Source organism: Streptomyces sp. SID5464, assembly GCF_009862985.1.
GTDB lineage: Bacteria > Actinomycetota > Actinomycetes > Streptomycetales > Streptomycetaceae > Streptomyces > Streptomyces chartreusis_D.
This window is the reverse complement of record NZ_WWIQ01000003.1, coordinates 266,687-286,641: the sequence shown is the minus strand read 5'-3', so window position 1 is coordinate 286,641 and position 19,955 is coordinate 266,687. Positions and strand designations below refer to the sequence as shown.

The following is a 19,955-nucleotide window of genomic DNA, read 5'->3' as shown; positions in this document are numbered from 1 at the left end:
GGAGCGGACATGTCAAGCGAACTGTCTCCACCGGTGGCTCAGATCCTGCGCGGCGAGCACACCCCCGACCCGGCCTCGGTCGCACAGCTCCCGCCGGACGACAGCGCCCAGCTGGCCGCTATCGCGCGCGGCGAGTCGCGTGCCGCGCTGCGCGTGAAGGCCCTTTCGTGCTTCACCGGCACCGCGGAGGGCGGGGAGCTGTTCCGTGCGGCGCTGGAGGACCGCGACGCCGACGACACCGTCCGCGCCGCTGGCGCGACACTGCTGTCCAGGACCGACGGCACCGCCGAAACCGATCTGCTGGCGGCCCTGCCGGACGAGCCGTCCGCGGTCGTCCGGCACAAGATCGTGGCCGGGCTGGCACGGATCGGAGCCGAGCAGGCCGTTCCCGCGCTCACCGACATGCTCGACGACGCACCGGCGGACCTGCGCGATCACGTCGCCTTCGCCAGGTCGGTCGTGGCGTACCGGCTCGGCCGCACGGGGTTCGAGCTGCCGGGCGTCCGCCCGGAGGACGTCCTCCCCGCGCCGGCTCCACCGCAGCCCGCCGAGGTGGGGCAGGCCGAGCCCGCCCCGGTCGGCACCGCGTCGAAGGTGGCGGCGGACGTGGCGTCCGACAACTACGGGCTACCGCTCGACAGCAGCCCGGTCACCACGGTCCGGTGCGGGGCGCGGACCTACGCGGTGATCGTGAACGCCGACGTCTTCGCACCGTATTCCAGGCTGGAACGTCCTGCGGTCGCCGGGCTGGTCGCGAGCAGGGCGCCCGTCGACGGGTCGTATCACACGAGCATGATCGTGCTGTGCCACCCCGACGGCGCCTCGGGCCTCCACATCGCGGTGCACCACCCGAGTGGGCCGGCCCGGTACGTCGGTTCTGGAACGCGCTCCGAGACCGGCATCGAGTTCGAGCTCGCGGCGGTGCGCGGTCCGGGCGCCGTAGAGACGACGATCACCGGCGTGTGCGGGCGGGACGGCTTCACCGAGTTCGCGTTCACCACGGGGCGCGCGCTGCCCGCGAAGGCGCCGACGCCGGTCGAGGAGTGACAAACGACGACGCCATGGCACGGGTGGCAGACCTCGCCGACACTTCCGCCGCGTGAGCCCGCTCGAGCCCGCTGCCGTCATGCGGCGACCGCATCGCTGCGGCCTTGCGCGCTCAAGCCCCCGCAGCGTCGCCTCGGGCGTGCCAATGGTGCTCGCAGAACCATCGACCGAAAAGGGCACCCCCGTAGAAGACGAACCCGACACCGATGAGCCAGGACTCCACCACGAGCACGACGCCGACAGTGCCGTAACTGATCGCGTTGGTCACGATGAGGGGCGTGAAGACGAAATAGGAGAAGGCGCGCAGCCCGCCCAGGGCCATCATGGTGGCGACCGCGCCAGGCAGCAGGTCGCGCCAGCGGACCTGGTTGCCCAGGAGGAAGTGCTGTCCCCACCAGAAGAACAGCACGCCCGTCACCGTCGACAGGGCGATCCGCTGCCAGCCGTGCAGCGCGGTCTGTGTCTTCTCTTGCTGGTAGAGATAGGCCGTCAGCGCGACCAACCAGAGCGCCTGCCGCCAGATGCGGTGCCACCGGCCGGGAGAGAGATTCCAGATGCGCTCGTAGGCGTTCTGCACGCTGCCCGCGAACGTCACTCCGAAGACGGCCAGCGCGATCCCACCCAACACGCTGGTGGTGCCGATCACCTTGCGCGGCGGACTGATGATCTCCGTCACCGCTTGGGCCGACCGTCCGGACAGGCCCATGCCGTCCACCAGCCAGGCCGCGAAACCTCCCCGTTCCAGTGGGTCGGCCGCGGCCACGACGATCAGCAGTGGCGCCAGCGTGACCAGGGCGAGGGTGGCAAACCCCATGGCCCGGTGCATCAGCTCCAGGTCACGAGCGCGCCGGATGAGCTCGTAGGCCGCGAGCCGGTCCCACGCGTGGTGGAGCATCCGCTGGTACCGGTTCACGGGCTGATTGTCGTCCGGCAGGCTCCCGCGCGCACGCTGGGTGACCGAGGGCGATCGGGCTCCGTGTCACGGACTGCTGCAACGAAGCTTCCAGATGGAATCGTCAACTGCGCGGTGCCTTCACTCCTGGCCGAGGGCCGCCGACGGTCCGGGGCCCTCGGCACGACCCCGGGCCCCGTGGCGAAAGTCGATCGGGGAACGGCCCGTGCGTTGCATGAAGTACTTGCTGAACTGGGAGGGCGTGACGAAACCGAGGCGGTCCGAGATCTGGGCGGCGGTCTCATCGCCGTGCGCCAGCAGACGCTTCGCCTCCAGCACGACCCGGCGGTCGATGAACTCCTTCGCGCCGAGCCCAGCGCCCGCCAGGGTCGCCCGGGCGAGGGTGCGCCCCGAATAGCCGAGCATGCGGGCGTAGTCCTCCACCCGTCGAGTGGCGGTGAAGTGCCGTTCGACCGCGTCACGGAACCGCACGTAGGTCTCGTCCGGCTCCGTAGCGGGGCCGCCGACCGGGACGGTGAGATGGGCCAGCCGCAGCAGCAGGACGGCGAGGAGGTGACGCAGGGTTGCGATGTGCACTTCAAGAGGCAGGCGACCGAGCGCCTGGAACTCGCCGCTCAGGTGTTCCGCGGCCATGGCCACCGCCCCGGCGTCGGCGGCGACGGGGGCGATGACGACCGGGGCGTGCGGGTCGTCGACCCGGGCGGCCGTCGCCGTGGCCGGGTCCAGCACGTCCTGCTGGAAGAGGATCAGAGTGCCCTCGGCCTTGGCGAGGTCGCCCCACTGATGCACCTGCCCCGGGCGCACCCACAGCCAGGAGCCCGGCCGCAGGGCGTAGCCGTTGAAATCGACGACGTGCCGGAGGTCGCCCGCGGTGAGAGTGAGCAGGTGATGGAAGTCGGGGCGCTGGGGTCGCACGAGGGTGCCCTCAGAGACGCGCCGCCGTAGCTCGGCCAGCGACATGACCTCGACACCGGCGGGAGTGCCCGCGGGCGCGGCGAACGCGACTGCGGGGACCTCACGCACGGAGTGGTGTCGGTTTTTGGCCATCATCAGTCGGAAGTTTATCCGGCTTTCCGAGCGCTGTCTTCGTACGTTGGTCGTGCCGCTGCGGAAACGGAACATCTCCCTGGCGGAAATCGGAAAGGACGGCACATGGCGACGACAGGAGAGAGGGCGCGGCTGACCTACGTCTTCGACCCCTACTGCGCGACCGCGTCGCGCCCACGGACGGCACCTTGCTCGTGCTGGAGATCTGTGCCGGATTCAATACTCCCGGCGTGATCCGCGTGGCCCATGGAGAGCCTGGTACGCCAGACCCCTCGGACCTGCCTCATCCGGTTCGCTCCCGACGTCCCTTTCGGAGTCACGACATGTCCCAGGTATCCGAGGTAACCGTCCCCACGACCGTCGTCACCGGCTCCACCGGCCGACTCGGCGGTCGCGTCGCCCGGCGACTGGCCGAGCGGGGCGTCCCGCAGAAACTCCTGACCCGGAACCCTGCACGCGCTCCACGGCTGACCGCGGCGGTCCCCGTGCGCGGCGACTACGCCGACCAGGACGCCGCGCGTGAGGCCCTCGCCGGCACCCGCACCGTCTTCATGGTCTCCGCCTCCGAGAGCGCCGACCGGCTCGCCCAGCACAAGACGTTCGTGGACGCCGCGTCGGAGGCAGGCGTCCAGCACCTGGTGTACGTCTCCTTCTACGGTGCGGCACCCAGCGCCACCTTCACCCTGGCGCGCGACCACTTCCACACCGAGCAGCACATCCGCGCCAGCGGCCTGGCGTACACCTTCCTCCGGGACAACTTCTACGCGGAGTTCGTCCCCGACCTCGTCGGCGAGGACGGTGTCATCCGCGGCCCGGCCGGGCACGGACGCGCCGCGTTCGTCGGCCAGGACGACATCGCCGACGCCGCCGCCGCGGTGCTTTCCGGGCCCGACGACCATGCGGGCCTCACCTACGACCTGACCGGGCCCGAGTCCCTCACCCTGGACGAAGCGGCCGGGATCCTGTCCGAGCAGCTCGGACGCCCCGTCACCTACCAGCAGGAGACGGTCGAGGAGGCCTTCGCCTCCCGCGCCTCCTACGGCGCCCCGCCGTGGCAGCTGGAGGCCTGGGTGTCCACCTACACCGCCATCGCGTCCGGCGAACTCGACGGTGTCAGCGACGCCGTACCCCGCCTCACCGGCCACCCCGCCACGCCCCTCGCCGAGGTCGTCCGCACCGCAGGAGGATGACCCACACCGCCGTCGGACGTCATCGCGTGAGTTGTGATCCACCCGCCGGCGGCCCGGCCGGTCCTGCACACCGTCGGCCCTGTCGTCAGGCCCGTCCGCACGCGCGTGACGCAGGGGCTCGCCGCCTCCTAGCGCGTGTTCGAGACGACGACGAACAGGCCTACGGGAATGCCCCCGGCGTAAGTGCCCCCCCATGACGGGCGGTACGCCGGCTAACCCGCCGTGTTGCGCGCCAACGCGTTGTTCCCCGTCGAGTTGTGCACGCTGAAGCTCACGGCGTCCGAGCGGTAGCGGTCGTCCGACCACTCCACGGGGCGCCCTTCGCGCGTGGTCGTGACCCTGCGGACCCTGAGCAACAGGCTGGTCCGGCGGATGCCGAGCAGTTCTGCGTCCTGGGCACCGGCCGCGACCGCGTCGATGACGTGCTCGCCGTAGGCGAAGACCAGCCCTGTGTCGTCGTAGAGGCGCTGGGTGACCGAGGGGCAGTCGGGCTCGATCGTCTCGACGGCCGGGGAGATCCAGTCCGCGTAGACCGTGCGTTCCAGCAGCACCGGTTCGCCGTCCAGGCCGCGCACGCGCAGGACGTGCAACACCGGGGTGCGCTCGAGGAGTTGCAGGCGTACTGCGTCGTGGGCCGTCGCCGGGCGGTAGTCCTGGGCGATTACACGTCCGGTCGCCTCGCGACCCATGGCGCGCGCCCACTGGGCGAAGCTGCGCAGTTCCGCGAAGCTCTGGCTGCGGCGGCCGGCCAGCACCACGCGGCGGGCGCCCTGGCGGGAGCCGATGAGGCCCTCGGCGGTCAGGGCGGCTACGGCCTGGCGGATCGTGCCGCGCGAGACGCCGTAGTGGGCGGCGAGCTCGGTCTCGGCGGGCAGTCGGCTGCCGACTGTGTACTCCTCGCGGTCGATCGCTCGCCGCAGTTCGTCGGCGATCTGCTCGTGTCGCGCCGTCATGCTTCCCCTCTGAGTCGGCCGCTGTGCACAGCGTGAGCAGCCTAATCGAGTTCCGGCGGGGCTTCGTTCCGGGTGCGACTACAGAGCAAATCTGGGGGAAACCTTGTGCCGGAGTTCACGGGCAGGACATCTGGGGCGGGCCTACTTGGGGCCAACTTGTTCAGACAAGTCACTCCCTGCCTTCTCATCCCTCGCGCGTCCCCTGGAGCAGCCGTGTCCGAGTCCCTGCCGAGAACAGCCGTCCTTGGCGGTTCCCTCGCCGTCGTCGCCGCGCTCGCCCTGAGCGCCTGCGGCGCAGCCCCCGACAACGCGTCGGCCACCGCCGACGGCAAGAGCGCCGCGACCGTCACCTCCGCAGCCGGCTTCGGCGGCATGGACAAGCTGGTCGCCGCGGCGAAGAAGGAGGGCACGCTGCACGCCATCGCACTGCCCCGGGACTGGGCCAACTACGGCGCCCTCATCGACGGCTTCCAGAAGAAGTACGGCATCAAGGTCCAGGTCGAGAACCCGGACGGCTCCAGCCAGGACGAGATCAACGCCGTCACCTCGCGCAAGGGCCAGGACCGCGCCCCGGACGTCCTCGACCTCGGCAGCTCCTTCGCGCTCAGCGCGGCCCAGCAGGGGCTGCTCGCGCCGTACAAGGTGCAGGGCTTCGCCGACATCCCCGAGGGACAGAAGGACACCCAGGGCCGCTGGTACAACGACTACGGCGGGTACATCTCCATCGGCTGCGACGCCAAGCGGGTCAAGCAGTGCCCGACCACCTTCAAGGACCTGCTCAAGCCGCAGTACAAGGGCCAGGTCGCCCTCAACGGCAACCCCACCAAGTCGGGGTCGGCCTTCGCCGGCGTGTACGCGGCCGCACTCGCGAACGGCGGCTCCTTCGACAACATCCAGCCCGGCCTCGACTTCTTCGCCAAGCTGAAGAAGAACGGCAACTACACGCCCGTGGAGTCGACGCCGGCCACCGTCGAGAAGGGCGAGACGCCCATCAGCATCGACTGGGACTACCTCAACGCCGGATACGCCGACGAGTTCGACTCCAAGGGCCTGGACTGGAAGGTGACGGTCCCGAGCGACGGCAAGTTCGCCCAGTACTACTCCCAGGCCATCAACAAGGACGCCCCGCACCCGGCGGCGGCCCGCCTGTGGGAGGAGTACCTCTACAGCGCCGAGGGCCAGAACCTGTGGCTCAAGGGATACGCCCGTCCCGCGCTGATGGCCGCCATGGAGAAGGCCGGCACCCTCGACAAGACGGCCGCCGCCAAGCTGCCCAAGGTCTCGGGTACGCCCGCCTTCCCGACCGAGGCCCAGCAGGACAAGGCGAAGACGGCCCTCGCCGAGGGCTGGGGGAAGGCCGTCTCCGGATGACCGCCACCCTCCCGAGGGCCGGTGCGGCGCCCGTCGCTTCGATGCGGCGGCGGGGCCGCGCCCCCGGCCTCTTCTCCGTCCTTCCGCTGCTCGTCTTCACGGCGATCGCCTTCGGCCTGCCCGCCGTGGCCATGCTGAACGGCGCGTTCACCGTGAAGGACCAGGCCACCGGTGCCGCGACCTACAGCCTGGCCAACATGACGGCCTCGCTGCGGGGGCCGTACCTGACCGCACTGCTCGGCAGCATCAAGCTGTCCGCCGTCTCCGCCGCCATCGCCGCCGCCGTCGGCCTGCCGCTCGCCCAGGTCGTGGTGACCTCCCGGTTCCGCGCGCTGCGCGAGGCCGTGCTCACCGCGTCCGGTGTGCTCGCCAACTTCGGCGGTGTCCCGCTGGCCTTCGCCTTCGTCGCGACGCTCGGCAACGCGGGCGTACTGACCCGGCACCTGGGGCTGACGGCCGCCGGCTGGGACCTGTACAGCTTCTGGGGCCTGGTGATCGTTTACCTGTACTTCCTGATCCCGCTGATGGTCCTCACCATCACCCCGGCCCTGGAGGGTTTGCGCTCCCAGTGGCGCGAGGCCGCCCACAACAACGGCGCCACCACCCTCCAGTACTGGCTGCACGTGGCCCTGCCGGTCCTCGCGCCCTCGCTGCTCGGCGGGCTGGTGCTGCTGTTCGGCAGCGCCTTTGCCGCGTACGCCACCGCCGCGGCCATGGTGGGCAGTTCCGTGCCGCTGGTCACCCTGCAGATCGCGGACGCCCTGTCCGGGAACGTGCTGGTCGGCCAGGAGAACGTGGCGCTGGCCCTCAGCCTCGACATGGTCCTCGTCGCCGCCCTGGTGATGGCCGTGTACCTGCCCCTGCAACGGAGGAGCGCGCGATGGCTCGCCTGAACCTGTGGCGCTGGGGCGTCCTGGCCTGCACCGGCCTGTACTTCCTGGTGCCGCTGGCCGCGTCCGTCGTCTTCACCATCGACGTCCCCGGCCAGGGCTTCACCTTCGACGCCTACACGCGGATCCTCTCCACCGGCGGCTTCGGCTCCAGCCTGCTTCTCTCCCTGGAGCTGGCCGCCGCCACCATCGTGCTCGTCCTGCTTGTGATGGTGCCCGCCGTGGTCGCGCTCCGGCTGGGCGCACCCGCACTGCGGCCGGTCGTCGAGGTGGTCTGCTCCCTGCCGCTGGTGGTGCCGCCGATCGCGTTCGTCGCCGGCATCGGCACCGTCCTGAAGTGGGGGCCCGACCACCTCTCGCGCACCCCGCTGTTCCAGACCTTCGTGGCGATCCAGAACCCCGGCTTCCCGTTCGTGCTGGTCCTCGCCTACGTCGTGATGGCGCTGCCCTTCGTGTACCGGGCGCTGGACGCCGGGCTGCGCGCCATCGACGTACGCACCCTCGTCGAGGCGGCCCGCAGCTGCGGTGCGAGCCGCACGCAGGCGCTGGTCCAGGCCGTGCTGCCGAATCTGCGCGGGGCGCTGCTCAACGCCTCCTTCCTCACCCTGGCGCTGGTGCTCGGCGAGTTCACCGTCGCCCAGCTGCTCGGCTTCCAGCCGTTCGCCGTGTGGATCGTGAACGTCAGCGGTTCGCAGGCCCAGCTGTCCGTCGCCGTCTCCGTGCTCAGCCTGCTCGTCACCTGGGCACTGCTCCTCGCACTCGCCGGCGTCGGCGGGCGTAACCGAACCGCTTCCTCCCGGGGATGAACATGACCGCCACCATCGCCGGCCCGCCCGAGAAGGCAACCGCCACGGGCCAGGCCGCCACCGTCGAATTCCGGGGCCTGCGCCGCGAGTTCGGTTCGACCGTCGCCCTCGACGGACTCGACCTGGCCGTGCGGCCGGGCGAGCTACTCGCGCTGCTCGGCCCGTCCGGCTGCGGCAAGACCACCGCCCTGCGCGTGCTCGCCGGATTCGAGCAACACGACGCCGGTGCCGTGCTGGTCGACGGCCAGGACGTCACCCGCGTCCCGGCCCACCGCCGCGACGCCGGAATGGTCTTCCAGTCGTACAGCCTCTTCCCGCACCTCAACGCCGTCGACAACGTCGCCTTCGGGCTGCGCATGCGCAAGGTGAGTACCGGCAAACGTCGGGAGCGGGCCGCGGAGCTGCTCGACCTGGTGGGCCTCGGCGACCAGGGCGGCCGTTTCCCGCACCAGCTCTCCGGCGGGCAGCAGCAGCGCGTCGCACTCGCCCGCGCTCTCGCCCTGCGCCCGCGCGTCCTGCTGCTCGACGAACCTCTGTCGGCGCTCGACGCCAAGGTGCGCCTGACCCTGCGCGAGGAGATCCGCCGCCTCCAGCAGGAGCTCGGCATCACCACCCTGTTCGTCACACACGACCAGGAGGAGGCCCTGTCCATGGCCGACCGGGTCGCGGTCATGCGCGCCGGGAAGCTCGAACAGTGCGCTCCCCCGGCCGAGTTGTACGGCCGCCCCGCCACCGCCTTCGTCGCCGAGTTCGTGGGCACCATGAGCCGGATCCCCGGGCGGCTGCACGGCACGACCGTCGAGGTCCTCGGCCGGCGGCTCCCGGTCGACGGGCAGGCACCCGCGACGCCGGAGGTGGACGTACTGGTGCGGCCCGAAGCGGTCCATGTCGCGGCGGACGAGCACGGCGACGCCCGCGTGCTTGCCGCGGCCTTCCTCGGCGCGGCCACCCGTCTCACCGTACGGCTCGCGGACGGCACCGAGGTCAAGGCCGACCTGCCCACCCACGAGGCCGCCGCGCTCGGCGTGGGGACCACCGTACGAGTGTCGCTGCCCGATCGGCCGGTGCTGGTGGCCGAACGCTGAAGCTCATCGCACAAGCCCCCCACCGGAAAGAGAGAAAGAGAGAACCGTGACTCGACTCCCGCTCCAGGCTGTCCTGTTCGACATGGACGGCACGCTCGTCGACACCGAGCGGCTGTGGTGGGAGGCGGTGGAACAGGTCGCGGGCCGGGAGCTGACCACGGCGGACCAGCCGGAGGTGCTCGGCCGGCCGGTCGAGCACACCGCCGCGTGGCTTGCCGCGGCCACGGGCCGGCCGCCCGCCGAGCTCGCCGCCGCGCTGCACCGGGAGTTCAGCGACCGCGTCCACACGGGCATCGTGCCCCGCCCCGGTGCCATCGGCCTCCTCGACGCCCTCGCCCGCGACGGTATTCCGACCGCCCTGGTCACCGCCTCCCCCCGAGCTGTCGCCGACACCGTCCTTGCCGCCCTCGGCACCCACCGCTTCGCGGTCTCCGTCACCGCCGACGACACCGTGCGCACCAAACCGGCTGCCGACCCCTATCTCGCCGCATGCCATGCCCTCGCCGCCGACCCTGCCCGATGTGTGGCCGTCGAGGACACCCAGACGGGCGTCATCTCTGCCGAGGCCGCCGGCTGCGCGGTGCTCGCGGTGCCGTCCCTGGCGCCGATCGCCAGGGCGGCAGGGCGGACGGTGCTGGACAGCCTCGAAGGGGTCACCCCGCAGCGGCTGCGCGCCATGCTGCCCCGCGAGTTGCGCGTGCTCAGCTGGAACCTCTGGCACGGCGGGACGCAGGTGGACGACCACCGGGCCAAGCAGCTCAAGGTCATCCTGGACACCGGGGCCGACGTCGTCGGCCTGCAGGAAACAGGTGGCAGCGCCGCCCGGGAACTCGCCGAGGCGCTCGGCTGGCACCACCACGCGGCAGGCCAGAATCTCGGCGTCATCAGCCGCCACCCGATCATCGCCCGCCTCGGCGACCCCGGCGTCGGCTTCTACGGCGCGGCCGGCGCCCGCATCCTTGTCGACGAGGCTCATGAGGTCGACGTCTGGACAACCCACCTCCACCACACGCCCTACGGCCCCTACGAAGCAGCCTTCGACGGACTCCCCGCGGCCGAACTGATCGCCCACGAGGAGGTCCGGCTCGCGCAGATGCGGGACACCCTGCGATGGATCGCGCGGTCGGCCGCCGACACCACGCCCGTGATTCTCACCGGGGACTTCAACACCCCCTCCCACCTGGACTGGCCGGACGTCGCATGGCCGGTGACACAGGCCGCCGAGGAGGCCGGCCTGCGCGACTCCTACCGCGAGGCCCACCCCGACCCGGCCACCGACCCCGGCCACACCTGGTCCCCCGTCCACCCCGAACACGAGGACGGCAGCGGCCGCCCCGAGCCCCAGGACCGCATCGACTACGTCCTCCACAACGGACAGGGCCTGAAGGTCCTCGACTCCCGCACCATCGTCAGCGGCACCCCACGCGCGTGGCCCGACGTCACCGACAACGACTGGCCATCGGACCACGCCGCGGTACTCACGGCCTTCACCCTGCTCCGCGCGGAGTGACCGGCAGCGTCCGTCATCACGGCGTCGGGTGGAGCCGCTCCCGACCGCGCCCGACGACGACAGCCGGAAACACCGCGCCGCGCCGAGTCACATCGGTGGCGTCAAGCGGTTGCCCGCTGCCTGCGGCGCCGATTCAGGTAGGTTTCCGTGGCGCCGGCGAACCCGCATTCCGCCCCGGGGTGTGCCGCGCGATGTCACGCAGGGCGTGCAGCACGGTGTCAGGGTCGTCGGCGTGCAACTGGAGGCTGAGGTCGCCGCGGCACCAGTCCGGCTGGAGGTCGTGGTCGGGGAAGGAAGGCATCGCGGTCAGACGGCGGGGCCCGACCCGCCGAGGCCGAAGCGGTCGTCGAAGAGGCTCAGTCGGGTGAGAGGCATCCACCCGTCCCCGTGGCGGAAGCCGTCGAGAGTGCCCTGTGCGCGGTCCAACCTCCTTTCGCGACCGGCAGATCGGCATACCGGGTGGGGAACTGCACAGTGTCCTCGGCGAGACCGATGACGCCCCACAGACGCGGCGACCTTCGCCCGAGGCCGGAACACACCATTCCGGCCTCCCCGGGTCGTACCGTTCGTGACCGCGTCATGCTAGGCACGAGCCTTTGCTCGAACGGTCGTCCATGGGAACCCATGACCAGGAGTTCCCTCCCGGTTCCACCGGACGGCGCCGCGCGAGCGGGTTCAGCTTTGGCCGGCCGTGTCGCTCACTCTTTTCACAGAGGCCAGGACGTGCTGTGCGAGCCTCTTGGCGCTCGCAGCACCGTTGTCACCGCCGTCCGTGGACAGCACGCTGACGACTGCCGTGCCCGCGCGGGCGGCGATCAGCGTGGTGCCGCTTTCCCAGGCACTGTCGGTGAGCGTGATGGTGTACGCCTCGTCTCCGAGCCCGGTCGTGGAGGCGCCGGTGACCTTCACGGTGCTGTGGGTGTCGGCGTCGGTGTAGCTCGGGCACGCGGCGGCGACCTTCGCCACGTCCTTCATCACGTCCGCGGCCGTAGTGCCGCGGTAGACGTCGATCTCCTGGTCGAGCTCGGCGGACGTGTTCTTGTTGATGTGGGAGTCCTGTGCGAACGACACACCCTCCACGCCGGTGAGGCTGATCCAGCTGGTGGCTGCGAGATCGGCGCAGTGCGGCCTGGTGGCGCTCTTGGTGGCCGGTGCCTGGTAGGTGTCGCCGGTGTCCCGGGCGAGGCCGGGGTCGGCGGCGAAGCCGGACGGGAAGTACGACGCGGGAGCCAGGGCCTTCTTCAGCTGTGTGCCCGTCAGCAGACCGGCGTTGGGGTCCTTGGGCTTGGCCGGTGCGGTGGCCGCGGACGTATCGGCGGACGAGGCGGACGAGCAGGAGGCCAGGGCCAACGGGAGTGCCGCAGCGGCGAGCACCGTCAAGGCACGGGACGACAGACGCATGGAGGTCCTTGAAGAGAGGTACAGAGTGCGCCACGCCGAAGTGGGGGGGCCGGGACTGCTTGCATCCCACCATCGAGGATGCGTCCGGGAACGAGCGGGCGGGGCCCGGAAGTCAGCGGCCCGGCCGGACTGTAAAGCACCTACGGCCACGAACGAATGTGTGATCAGCCAAGGCTCGGTCAAGAGCGGTGCCGAAACACACCGGCCACCTGGCTCGGGGCGGGTTACTCCACGGACAGCAGGTCGTGCACGACGTATCCGGCGGAGTCCACGCCGGAGCTGCCGCCTTCCACAAGCGCCGCGACGGCGATGCGGGAGTCGTACGCCGTCAGCCAGCCGTTGGTGTGGTCGCCTTCCTCCGCGGTGCCCGTCTTGGCGCCGACGCCCGCCAGTCCGGCGAGGCGCGGTGCCGCCGTGCCGCTGGTGGCCACACTGCGCATCATCGACTGCAGATAGCCGGCCGTGCGGGCGGAGATGGGGCGGGACGCGGTGTCCTGGTGCTGCCCGGGCAGGATGATCGGCTGCTCGAAGCCCGCGTTGCGTACGGTCGCCGCCACCGAGGCCATGAAAAGCGGTGTGGCCGTGACCTTGCCCTGACCGATGAACTGGGCCGCCTGGTCACCGCCCTCGATGTCCGGCGGGATGCTCGGGTCGGTGGTGGCGACACCGCCCCCGATGGACCAGCTGCCCATGCCGAAGACGTTCACCGCCTCGTCGTGCAGGGCGGAGGCGTCTCCGTCATGCACGAGGTAGTGGAAGCCGTCCTTGATGAAAGAGGTGTTGCAGGACACCCTGAACGCCTGGGCGATCGTGGAGCCGGGGTCGGCCCTCACTCCCGGGTCGTTGTGGAACAGCTGGCTGTCGGCCATGAGCGAGTCCGTACAGGGCGCCGGACTGCTCGGTGTGAGACCCGCCTGGTCGAACAGGGCCGCCGAGCTGATGATCTTCATGGTGGAGCCGGGCGACTTGATGCCGTTGATGGCGATGTCGCCGTCCGCGCCCGTGTGCGCGATCGCGAGGATGTGGCCGGTTCGCCAGTCGAGCGCCACCGTCCCTGCGGGCCGGTCCTGGAGATGAGCGTCCTTCACCGCGGTTTCGGCCACCGACTGAAGACGGGCGTCGATCGTGGTCCTCACGACGGCAGCCCGCCCCTTGGAGAAGACCTTCAGCGTCTTGACGCCCGCGCCGGTACCGTCGACCACGGCCACGCCCGTGCCGGGTGTTCCGCCTGTGGGCTTGGCGTTCTTGCGGATCACCGTCGTGATGTCCCGCAGGGACGGGTAGGCGGACAGGTCCGTCTTTCCGTCGCCGGCGACCACCTTCACGGTGGTGGTGTCGGCCGGCAGCTTGCCTGCGGTCAGCGACTGGTCGTCGCCCAGGCCCGGGTAGAGCACCGAGTTGTTCCAGTGGGCCGCCAGCACACCGTCTGTGCTCTTCCGCACCGCCACCGCGCTGGGGTAGTTCCACGTGCCGCCCGCGACCTGGGCGGTGACGTCGAAGGTGACCTTGGTGGCGCCCTGCGTGACCGTCGAGGGCCCCACCGAGTGAATGTGATCGAACGACAGCTTCTTCAGGTGCAGGCCGTTCGTGTATCCCCGCAATGCCGTTGCGGCCGTGCCCGGCAGATCGGTTTCGTCGGCCGCGCCGCCGAGGTCCTGCTTGGACCAGCCGTCCAGGAACGCGCGGGTCAACCTGACGGCTTCGGCGTCCGTCGGCGGCGTGCTCGACACGGCTGACGCGTCGAACGTGCGCGCCGCCTTTGTCCGAACGTCACCCCCGGAACCGGAGGTCAGGGCATGCACCATGTTGTAGGCGCCGATTCCGCAGACGACGACCAGCGCGGTGCACGTACCGGCTAGGCCGATCTTCGCAACTCTGTTCACACGCCGGATCGTATGCACGTTCCATATACGCATATGCAGATCTTGGGTGGATCATTACCGGATCGATAGGACAACCGGCACCGGCCGGGGGCTCACGCGCCGTGACCGAGCTGACGGCCCGGGGTATGAGGGAAACGGTCCGTCACCGGCCCGTCACCTCAGGCTTGATCACGAGCCGGGGGCGGAGCCGGTCCCTGGTCCCGCCCCGGTCAGGGCCGCCTCGACGGGGCACGCGCAGTCGCCGTCTGCGGCACCGTCCGCCAGCGCCGCGAGGGCCTCGCGCATCCGCGCAAGGTCGGCGATGCGTGAGTCGAGGTCCGCGAGCTTGGCTTCGACGACGGCGCGCAGGCGCGATGACGGGACGACGCCCTTCTCCGAGAGCGTCAGGAACGCCGCGACGTCCCCCATGCCGAATCCCAGCCGTTGTGCCCGCTGCACGAAACGGGCGCGGCGGACATCCTCCTCCGAGTAGCGGCGGTATCCGGAGTGCGGGTCTCGCTCTGGGGAGAGGAACCCGCGCCGCTCGTAGTAGCGCAGAGTGCTCACCGGCACGCCGGCGGCGCGGGCGGCGTCGGTTGGCGTCATGGGTTCACAGTCTCTCGGGGGCTGATGGCACGTGCTCGCCGTGTCCGGAGCAACTCCCGCCCCTGCGCGAGCAGGAAGCCGATCTCGATCACGAGGAAGACCGCGAGCGCGAGCGTTACGCCGGCGGTCAGGGCATACATCATCAGCAAGGCGAAGGCCGCCCGTCCAGCGGTGTCGGCCGCTGCGGTCACGACGTCGGCGCGCACCAGGCGCACCACCGCCCACATCGTCACCAGGACGCCGAAGAAGTTGACGAACAACAGGTGCTCCGGCCCGAATCCGGCCGGTGCGCGTCCTGGCAGGCCGAGGGCGGTGTGCACGGCGCTGACCCCGTCGATGGCGAGCGGTGCTGTCAAAGGGGTCGCGAACACGGGCGCGACGGCGAGGTCGTAAAGAGCGCCGATCCGGACGGGGTCGGTCCGCAGGCGGCGGTTGGGATGCGTCATGCCGGCAACGGTGCACCCTGCACCGCGGTGCAGGGTCAAGCCCAGCCCGACACCGACCATGTTCAAGCAGGACGCCGGGCTACTCGGCCCAGGCGTCCGCCACACCTTCGGACCTTCGGTGCCCCATCCCTCTCCGCACCGTACTGCCCGTCAGGCCGCAGCCCGCCGTACCGGGAACATCGTCGGTACGGGATCGTTCGTGAGGAAATCGAGAATGAGCCGGTTGACCTGCTCGGGCTTCTCCATCGGCAGCGCGTGAGAGGTCCCCGGGACGACGGCCAGTTCGGAGTGGGGGATCGCGCGATAGAGGGCAATCGTGTGCTCGAGTGTCGTCAGGTCGTCGTCACCGACGAGGACGAGTGTGGGCGCACTGATACGAGCCAGGTCGTCGGTGGAGATGGTGGGCTGCGTACGGATCATGTCGACCACCTTGTTCACGACGACCGGCCAGTGGTCGGCGCCGTCGGGCGACGCGGCTTCGTACATCCCCCGGAACGCCGCCATGTCGGGGGCATCCGCCGACATGTGGTCCAGCAACGCCGGCGCCGCGGAGCATTCCGGGGCGGGGAGGAAGTTGGCCCCCATGGCCACTACCTTCCGGACCAGGTCGGGGCGTGCGATGGCGACGAGCAACGCGACGATCCCGCCGTCGCTCCAGCCGACGAGATGGGCGGGGCCGCCGACGACCGACTCGATGAAGGCGACGGTGTCGTCAGCCATGTCCTGATACGAAAGTGGCCCTTCGACGTCGGGCGTATGCCCGTGTCCGCGACGCTCGGGCAGGATCAGGCGGTACCGCGCCGCGAGGTCGGCTCGCTGGGCGCCCCAGGTCTCGTTCGTACAGAGGCCGCCGTGGAGAAGGAGCAACGGATCACCAGCGCCTTCCGCCTCGTACCACGTCTTCACGCCGGGTAGCTCAACGTATTCGCCCACCGTCCAGGCCCTTCCGCAGTGCAGCCGCTCACGGTCAGTATCCGCCGCCGATCGGACAAGCCGCAACGCGACAGATCGGGAACTCGCAGGTGGCAGGCCCTCAGCATCACCCGGTCAGCCCCCTTTGCCGGGCATCGCCGCCGGGGAGCCTAGCTGTGCACCGAGGACCGAGTGCCGGCCGGGAGATCTGCGGGGAGCACGATGAGCGAGTCACGTCCGGGTCGAGAACGCGTTCTTGCCGTAGGGATGGCCGTTGCCCGTTCGGGACGGCTGGCGACCCTGAAGCCTGGGAGCGGGCCATGGATCTGACGGCAGTGCGTGAGGTCGTCGACGGGCGGATCCCGTTGCCCTGGCGGCAGGGGGACGCCTGGCTGGCCGGCGGCACGACCCTGTTCGCCGAACCCCGGCCCGGCCTTCGGCGGCTGCGCGATCTGACCACCCATGGGTGGCCGCCGCTCACCGTGACCGAGGCGGGGATCGAGGTGGCGGCCACCTGCACGATCACCGAGCTGCTGGCGTTCGCCGAAACGCCCGGCACACGGTGGCCGTCGGGGCGGGCGCTGATCGCCGGCTGCTGCCGGGCGTTCTCGTCGTCCTTCAAGGTGTGGAACACCGCGACGGTGGGAGGCAACCTGTGCGCCGCCCTGCCGGCCGGCCCCATGATCTCCATGGCCGTGGCGCTGAGCGGCACCTGCCGGGTACGGGGCCTGGACGGAGCAGAGCGTGTCATGCCCGTCCAGGACTTCGTCACGGGGCCCGGGTCCACTGGATTGGCTCCGGGTGAGCTGCTGCGCTCGCTCACGCTGCCGGCCGGAGCACTCGCCGCGCGCAGTCTGATGCGCAGGGTCAACACACACGCGTGGGGCAGGTCGGTGGCCCTGGTCACCGGCACCCGGGGTCGGGAGGAAGGGCGGCTGAGCGTCACCGTCACCGCCGCCACGACCCGACCGGTGACCGTCGTATTCGAGTGCGTGCCGTCCCCTGACGAGCTGCGCGGCAGCCTGTTGTCCGCGCTCCCTCGCCGTCTCCTCCTGGACGATGTCCACGGGCGGCCGCCTTGGCGCCGGCACCTGGCCGTGCACCTGGCCGAAAAGGTCCGCAGCACCCTGGCCGAGGAGAGGTGACCCCGATGCCTTTCACCGTGTGCATCAACGGCCGTGCCGGCGATCAGCCGCCCCGGGCGGGGCAGTGTCTGCGCACTTACCTGCGCGAGCAGGGCTGGACGGGGGTGAAGAAGGGCTGCGACAGCGGGGACTGCGGGGCATGCACCGTGTACGTGGACGGCATGGCCGTGCACAGCTGCCTGTATCCCGCCCACCGCATCGACGGCCGCACGGTGACCACCGTCGAGGGCCTCAGCGCGGGCGGGCTCCTGCATCCGGTTCAGGAGGCGTTCGCCCGGGCCCAGGGGTTCCAGTGCGGCTACTGCACACCGGGATTCGTCATGACCACCGCCGCCCTGAGCCAAAGCCAACTGGACGACCTGCCACAGGCGTTGAAAGGCAACCTGTGCCGCTGCACCGGCTACGATTCGATCAGCCGGGCAGCACGCGCCGCCGCCGGGCACGGCACGCCACCGTCTGCCTCCCGCTGCTCCCCCGCCTCGGCGGACCCGGCCGCGCTCGATGTCGTCACCGGGGCCGCGCGATTCACCCTGGACGGCCCCGAGCCGGACGGGATGCTGCACCTGGCGCTGGTGCGCTCCCCGCACCGGCACGCTCGCATCCTGGACATCGACACCCGCGCGGCGCTCGCCGTGCCGGGCGTGCACGCCGTCCTCACCCACCGGCACGCTCCTGCAACCCGTTACTCCACAGCACTGCACGAGCGCACCGAGGACGACCCGGCCGACCTGCGGGTCCTTGACGATGTGGTGCGCCACGTCGGCCAGCGGGTCGCCGCCGTCATCGCCGACCACCCCGCGCCGGCCCAGGAAGCCAGCCGTCTGGTCCGCGTCACCTACCAGGTGCTTCCCGCCGTAGTCACTGCAGAGGAGGCGATGCGGCCTGGTGCCGTGCAGGTCGACGACGGGCCCAACGTGATCGCGCACCTGCACCGGTCCACGGGCGACGTCGACGGCGGCCTGGCCGAGGCCGACACCGTCTACGACCACACCTTCACCACCCAGCGGGTCCAGCACACCGCTCTGGAGTGCCACGCCGCCCGCGTCTGGACGGACGAGGGACGGCTGCGGGTGCACACCTCCACGCAGGCCCCGCACCTGGTACGCCGGCGCCTGTGTGACATCTTCGGCTTCGACTCGGCGCAGGTGCGGGTCACCGCGGGCCGCGTGGGCGGTGCGTTCGGCGGCAAGCAGGAGGTCCTGACCGAGGACATCACCACCCTCGCCTGCCTGCACACCGGTCGCCCGGTGCAGCTGGAGCTCTCCCGTGCCGAGGAACTCACCGCGACCACCACCCGGCATCCCTTCCGGACCAGGGTCACCATCGGCGCACGCCGTGACGGCACGCTCACGGCGATGAAGATCCACGTGCTCGCCGACACCGGCGCCTACGGCAATCACGGCCCCGGCGTGCTGGAGACCGGCTGCGCGGAAGGGCTGGCTCCCTACCGGTGCCCGAACATGACAGTGGACGCCTACAGCGTGCGCACCCACAACGTCCCCTCCGGCGCGTTCCGCGGCTACGGTGCCGCACAGATCGTCTTCGCCGTCGAATCCGCGCTCGACGACATCGCCCGCCGCCTGGGCCTGGATCCGCTGACCATGCGTGAGCGAGCCTGCCTGCGCCCCGCGGACCGGGCAGCGTTTCCCGGCGTGGGCGGACAACACGCCCTCATGGGAAACGCCCTGCACGACGTACTCCACGCCCTGGGGCAGGCACGTCAGGACCGCCGCCTCGAGGGCGGGCGGTCTGCCCCACCCGGGTGCCGCGTCGGTGAGGGCCTGGCCGTCGCCGCCCACCACAGCGTGCCGGCCGACGGCCACATCGCCCAGGCGAAGGCATCACTGGGTGCCGATGGCTGCTATGACCTCACCACCGGAGCCCCGGAGTTCGGCAGCGGCGCCGGCACCGCCCTGTGCCGTATCGCCGCCCGGACGTTGGGGACCAGCACGGCACGCATCCGGCTGCACCATGGCGACACCGACATCCTCGAACACGACACCGGAGGATTCGCCTCCACTGCCGTGCCTCTCACCGGCCAGGCCGTCACCCGCGCCTGCCAAGGACTTGCCGGACTCCTCGTCGACACGGCAGCCGCCTTCACCGACACCCCACCGGACGACTGCCACCTCACGAAGGACGCCGTTCGCTGCGCCGGAACGGTCGTGCCCCTCTCCGCCATTCACCGCTACGCCGAGTCGGCCGGTCTCCGCCTGCGCGCCGACGCCACGGCCGCCGCGGACGACGGTGACCTGTCCCTGTCCGTCAGCGCCCAGTGGTTCCGCGTCTGCGTGGACCCGGACACCGGCATCCTCAGCGTTCTCGACAGCGTCCACATCGCCGACGCCGGGCACATCGTCCACCCCGAGCAAAGCCGCGCCCAGATCGAAGGAGCCGTTGTCCAAGGCCTGGGCTGCGCCCTCAGCGAAGAACTGCCCACCGGTCCGGACGGTCTCATCGCCACGCCCGACCTGCGTTTCTACACGATCCCCCACCTTGGTGACTTTCCCCCCACCCATGTCCAGTTCATCGACCACGAGGGCGCAACTGCCCCCAAACCCCTCGCCGAACTGGCCATCAACCCCATCGCCGCGGCACTCGCCAACGCTGTTCACCATGCCCTCGGCATCCGCATCGACACCCTGCCCCTGCGCCCGGATTCCGTGTGGTCAGCCCTTGCCTCGGCTTCCGGCAGGACACGGACAGATGCCCGCAGCGGGACATGACGTAAGACTTGTCGAGCGACCTGTTCGGCAGACTGAGTCGAATAG

17 protein-coding genes and 1 pseudogene are annotated in these 19,955 nt (G+C 70.8%); 9 read left to right on the top strand and 9 right to left on the bottom strand.

The window, feature by feature from the left end; all coding sequences use genetic code 11:
- The first annotated feature begins 9 nt into the window (after window positions 1-9).
- A complete protein-coding gene (locus GTY47_RS03435; protein WP_010038592.1) occupies window positions 10-1,047 on the top strand; it encodes a HEAT repeat domain-containing protein in 1,038 nt (345 codons plus the stop codon).
- Between the two features lie 112 nt (window positions 1,048-1,159).
- On the opposite strand, the gene GTY47_RS03430 is transcribed toward GTY47_RS03435, so the two are convergent.
- Together GTY47_RS03430 and GTY47_RS03425 are read right to left on the bottom strand one after the other, a co-directional pair.
- Window positions 1,160-1,942 carry a hypothetical protein gene (locus tag GTY47_RS03430; protein WP_040903000.1) on the bottom strand — a complete coding sequence of 261 codons (783 nt, stop codon included), beginning with the start codon at window positions 1,940-1,942 and terminating at the stop codon, window positions 1,160-1,162.
- Between the two features lie 138 nt (window positions 1,943-2,080).
- Complete coding sequence (locus tag GTY47_RS03425; protein WP_010038583.1) at window positions 2,081-3,010, bottom strand: AraC family transcriptional regulator; 930 nt, start codon at window positions 3,008-3,010, stop codon at window positions 2,081-2,083.
- Between the two features lie 320 nt (window positions 3,011-3,330).
- Between GTY47_RS03425 and GTY47_RS03420 the strand changes: the two genes are divergently transcribed.
- Window positions 3,331-4,197, top strand: coding sequence for an SDR family oxidoreductase (locus GTY47_RS03420; protein ID WP_010038582.1), 867 nt, complete (start codon window positions 3,331-3,333; stop codon window positions 4,195-4,197).
- Between the two features lie 212 nt (window positions 4,198-4,409).
- Here the strand turns inward: GTY47_RS03420 and GTY47_RS03415 are convergent, their stop codons facing one another.
- Entirely contained in the window at window positions 4,410-5,150 is a 741-nt protein-coding gene (locus GTY47_RS03415) for a GntR family transcriptional regulator (protein WP_010038579.1), read from the bottom strand.
- Between the two features lie 213 nt (window positions 5,151-5,363).
- On the opposite strand from GTY47_RS03415, the gene GTY47_RS03410 reads away from it, so the two are divergent.
- The 5 genes from GTY47_RS03410 to GTY47_RS03390 are packed head-to-tail and all read left to right on the top strand — an operon-like array spanning window position 5,364 to window position 10,812.
- Window positions 5,364-6,521, top strand: coding sequence for an extracellular solute-binding protein (locus tag GTY47_RS03410; RefSeq protein WP_010038577.1), 1,158 nt, complete (start codon window positions 5,364-5,366; stop codon window positions 6,519-6,521).
- Entirely contained in the window at window positions 6,518-7,414 is an 897-nt protein-coding gene (locus GTY47_RS03405) for an ABC transporter permease subunit (protein ID WP_010038568.1), read from the top strand. Before GTY47_RS03410 ends, GTY47_RS03405 begins: the two co-directional genes overlap by 4 nt.
- Window positions 7,402-8,217: an ABC transporter permease subunit gene (locus GTY47_RS03400; protein WP_010038566.1), complete on the top strand. Its 816-nt coding sequence runs from the start codon at window positions 7,402-7,404 to the stop codon at window positions 8,215-8,217. The genes GTY47_RS03405 and GTY47_RS03400 overlap by 13 nt, the downstream gene beginning before the upstream one ends.
- Window positions 8,218-8,219: 2 nt before the next feature.
- Window positions 8,220-9,302: an ABC transporter ATP-binding protein gene (locus GTY47_RS03395; RefSeq protein WP_010038564.1), complete on the top strand. Its 1,083-nt coding sequence runs from the start codon at window positions 8,220-8,222 to the stop codon at window positions 9,300-9,302.
- Between the two features lie 46 nt (window positions 9,303-9,348).
- Window positions 9,349-10,812, top strand: a complete 1,464-nt coding sequence (locus tag GTY47_RS03390) for an HAD-IA family hydrolase (RefSeq protein ID WP_010038562.1) — start codon at window positions 9,349-9,351, stop codon at window positions 10,810-10,812.
- A gap of 172 nt (window positions 10,813-10,984) precedes the next feature.
- Here the strand turns inward: GTY47_RS03390 and GTY47_RS03385 are convergent.
- The 6 genes and pseudogenes from GTY47_RS03385 to GTY47_RS03360 all read right to left on the bottom strand — a co-directional run.
- Window positions 10,985-11,169, bottom strand: a pseudogene (locus GTY47_RS03385) (Dyp-type peroxidase domain-containing protein); the annotation flags it as partial.
- A 318-nt stretch (window positions 11,170-11,487) separates the two neighbouring features.
- A complete protein-coding gene (locus GTY47_RS03380; RefSeq protein WP_010038557.1) occupies window positions 11,488-12,213 on the bottom strand; it encodes a hypothetical protein in 726 nt (241 codons plus the stop codon).
- 224 nt (window positions 12,214-12,437) lie between these two features.
- On the bottom strand, window positions 12,438-14,096 hold the full coding sequence (locus tag GTY47_RS03375; protein ID WP_010038554.1) for a penicillin-binding transpeptidase domain-containing protein: 1,659 nt from the start codon (window positions 14,094-14,096) through the stop codon (window positions 12,438-12,440).
- Between the two features lie 168 nt (window positions 14,097-14,264).
- The gene (locus GTY47_RS03370; RefSeq protein ID WP_010038552.1) at window positions 14,265-14,681 is read right to left on the bottom strand and encodes a MerR family transcriptional regulator; all 417 of its coding nucleotides are present in this window, start codon (window positions 14,679-14,681) and stop codon (window positions 14,265-14,267) included.
- Window positions 14,678-15,193 carry a hypothetical protein gene (locus GTY47_RS03365; protein ID WP_158688403.1) on the bottom strand — a complete coding sequence of 172 codons (516 nt, stop codon included), beginning with the start codon at window positions 15,191-15,193 and terminating at the stop codon, window positions 14,678-14,680. Before GTY47_RS03365 ends, GTY47_RS03370 begins: the two co-directional genes overlap by 4 nt.
- An 84-nt stretch (window positions 15,194-15,277) precedes the next feature.
- On the bottom strand, window positions 15,278-16,060 hold the full coding sequence (locus GTY47_RS03360; protein WP_010038547.1) for an alpha/beta hydrolase: 783 nt from the start codon (window positions 16,058-16,060) through the stop codon (window positions 15,278-15,280).
- A gap of 299 nt (window positions 16,061-16,359) precedes the next feature.
- Between GTY47_RS03360 and GTY47_RS03355 the strand changes: the two genes are divergently transcribed.
- Together GTY47_RS03355 and GTY47_RS03350 are read left to right on the top strand one after the other, a co-directional pair.
- A complete protein-coding gene (locus GTY47_RS03355; RefSeq protein ID WP_010038545.1) occupies window positions 16,360-17,184 on the top strand; it encodes an FAD binding domain-containing protein in 825 nt (274 codons plus the stop codon).
- A gap of 5 nt (window positions 17,185-17,189) precedes the next feature.
- The gene (locus GTY47_RS03350; RefSeq protein WP_010038539.1) at window positions 17,190-19,910 is read left to right on the top strand and encodes a molybdopterin cofactor-binding domain-containing protein; all 2,721 of its coding nucleotides are present in this window, start codon (window positions 17,190-17,192) and stop codon (window positions 19,908-19,910) included.
- Window positions 19,911-19,955: the final 45 nt, after the last annotated feature.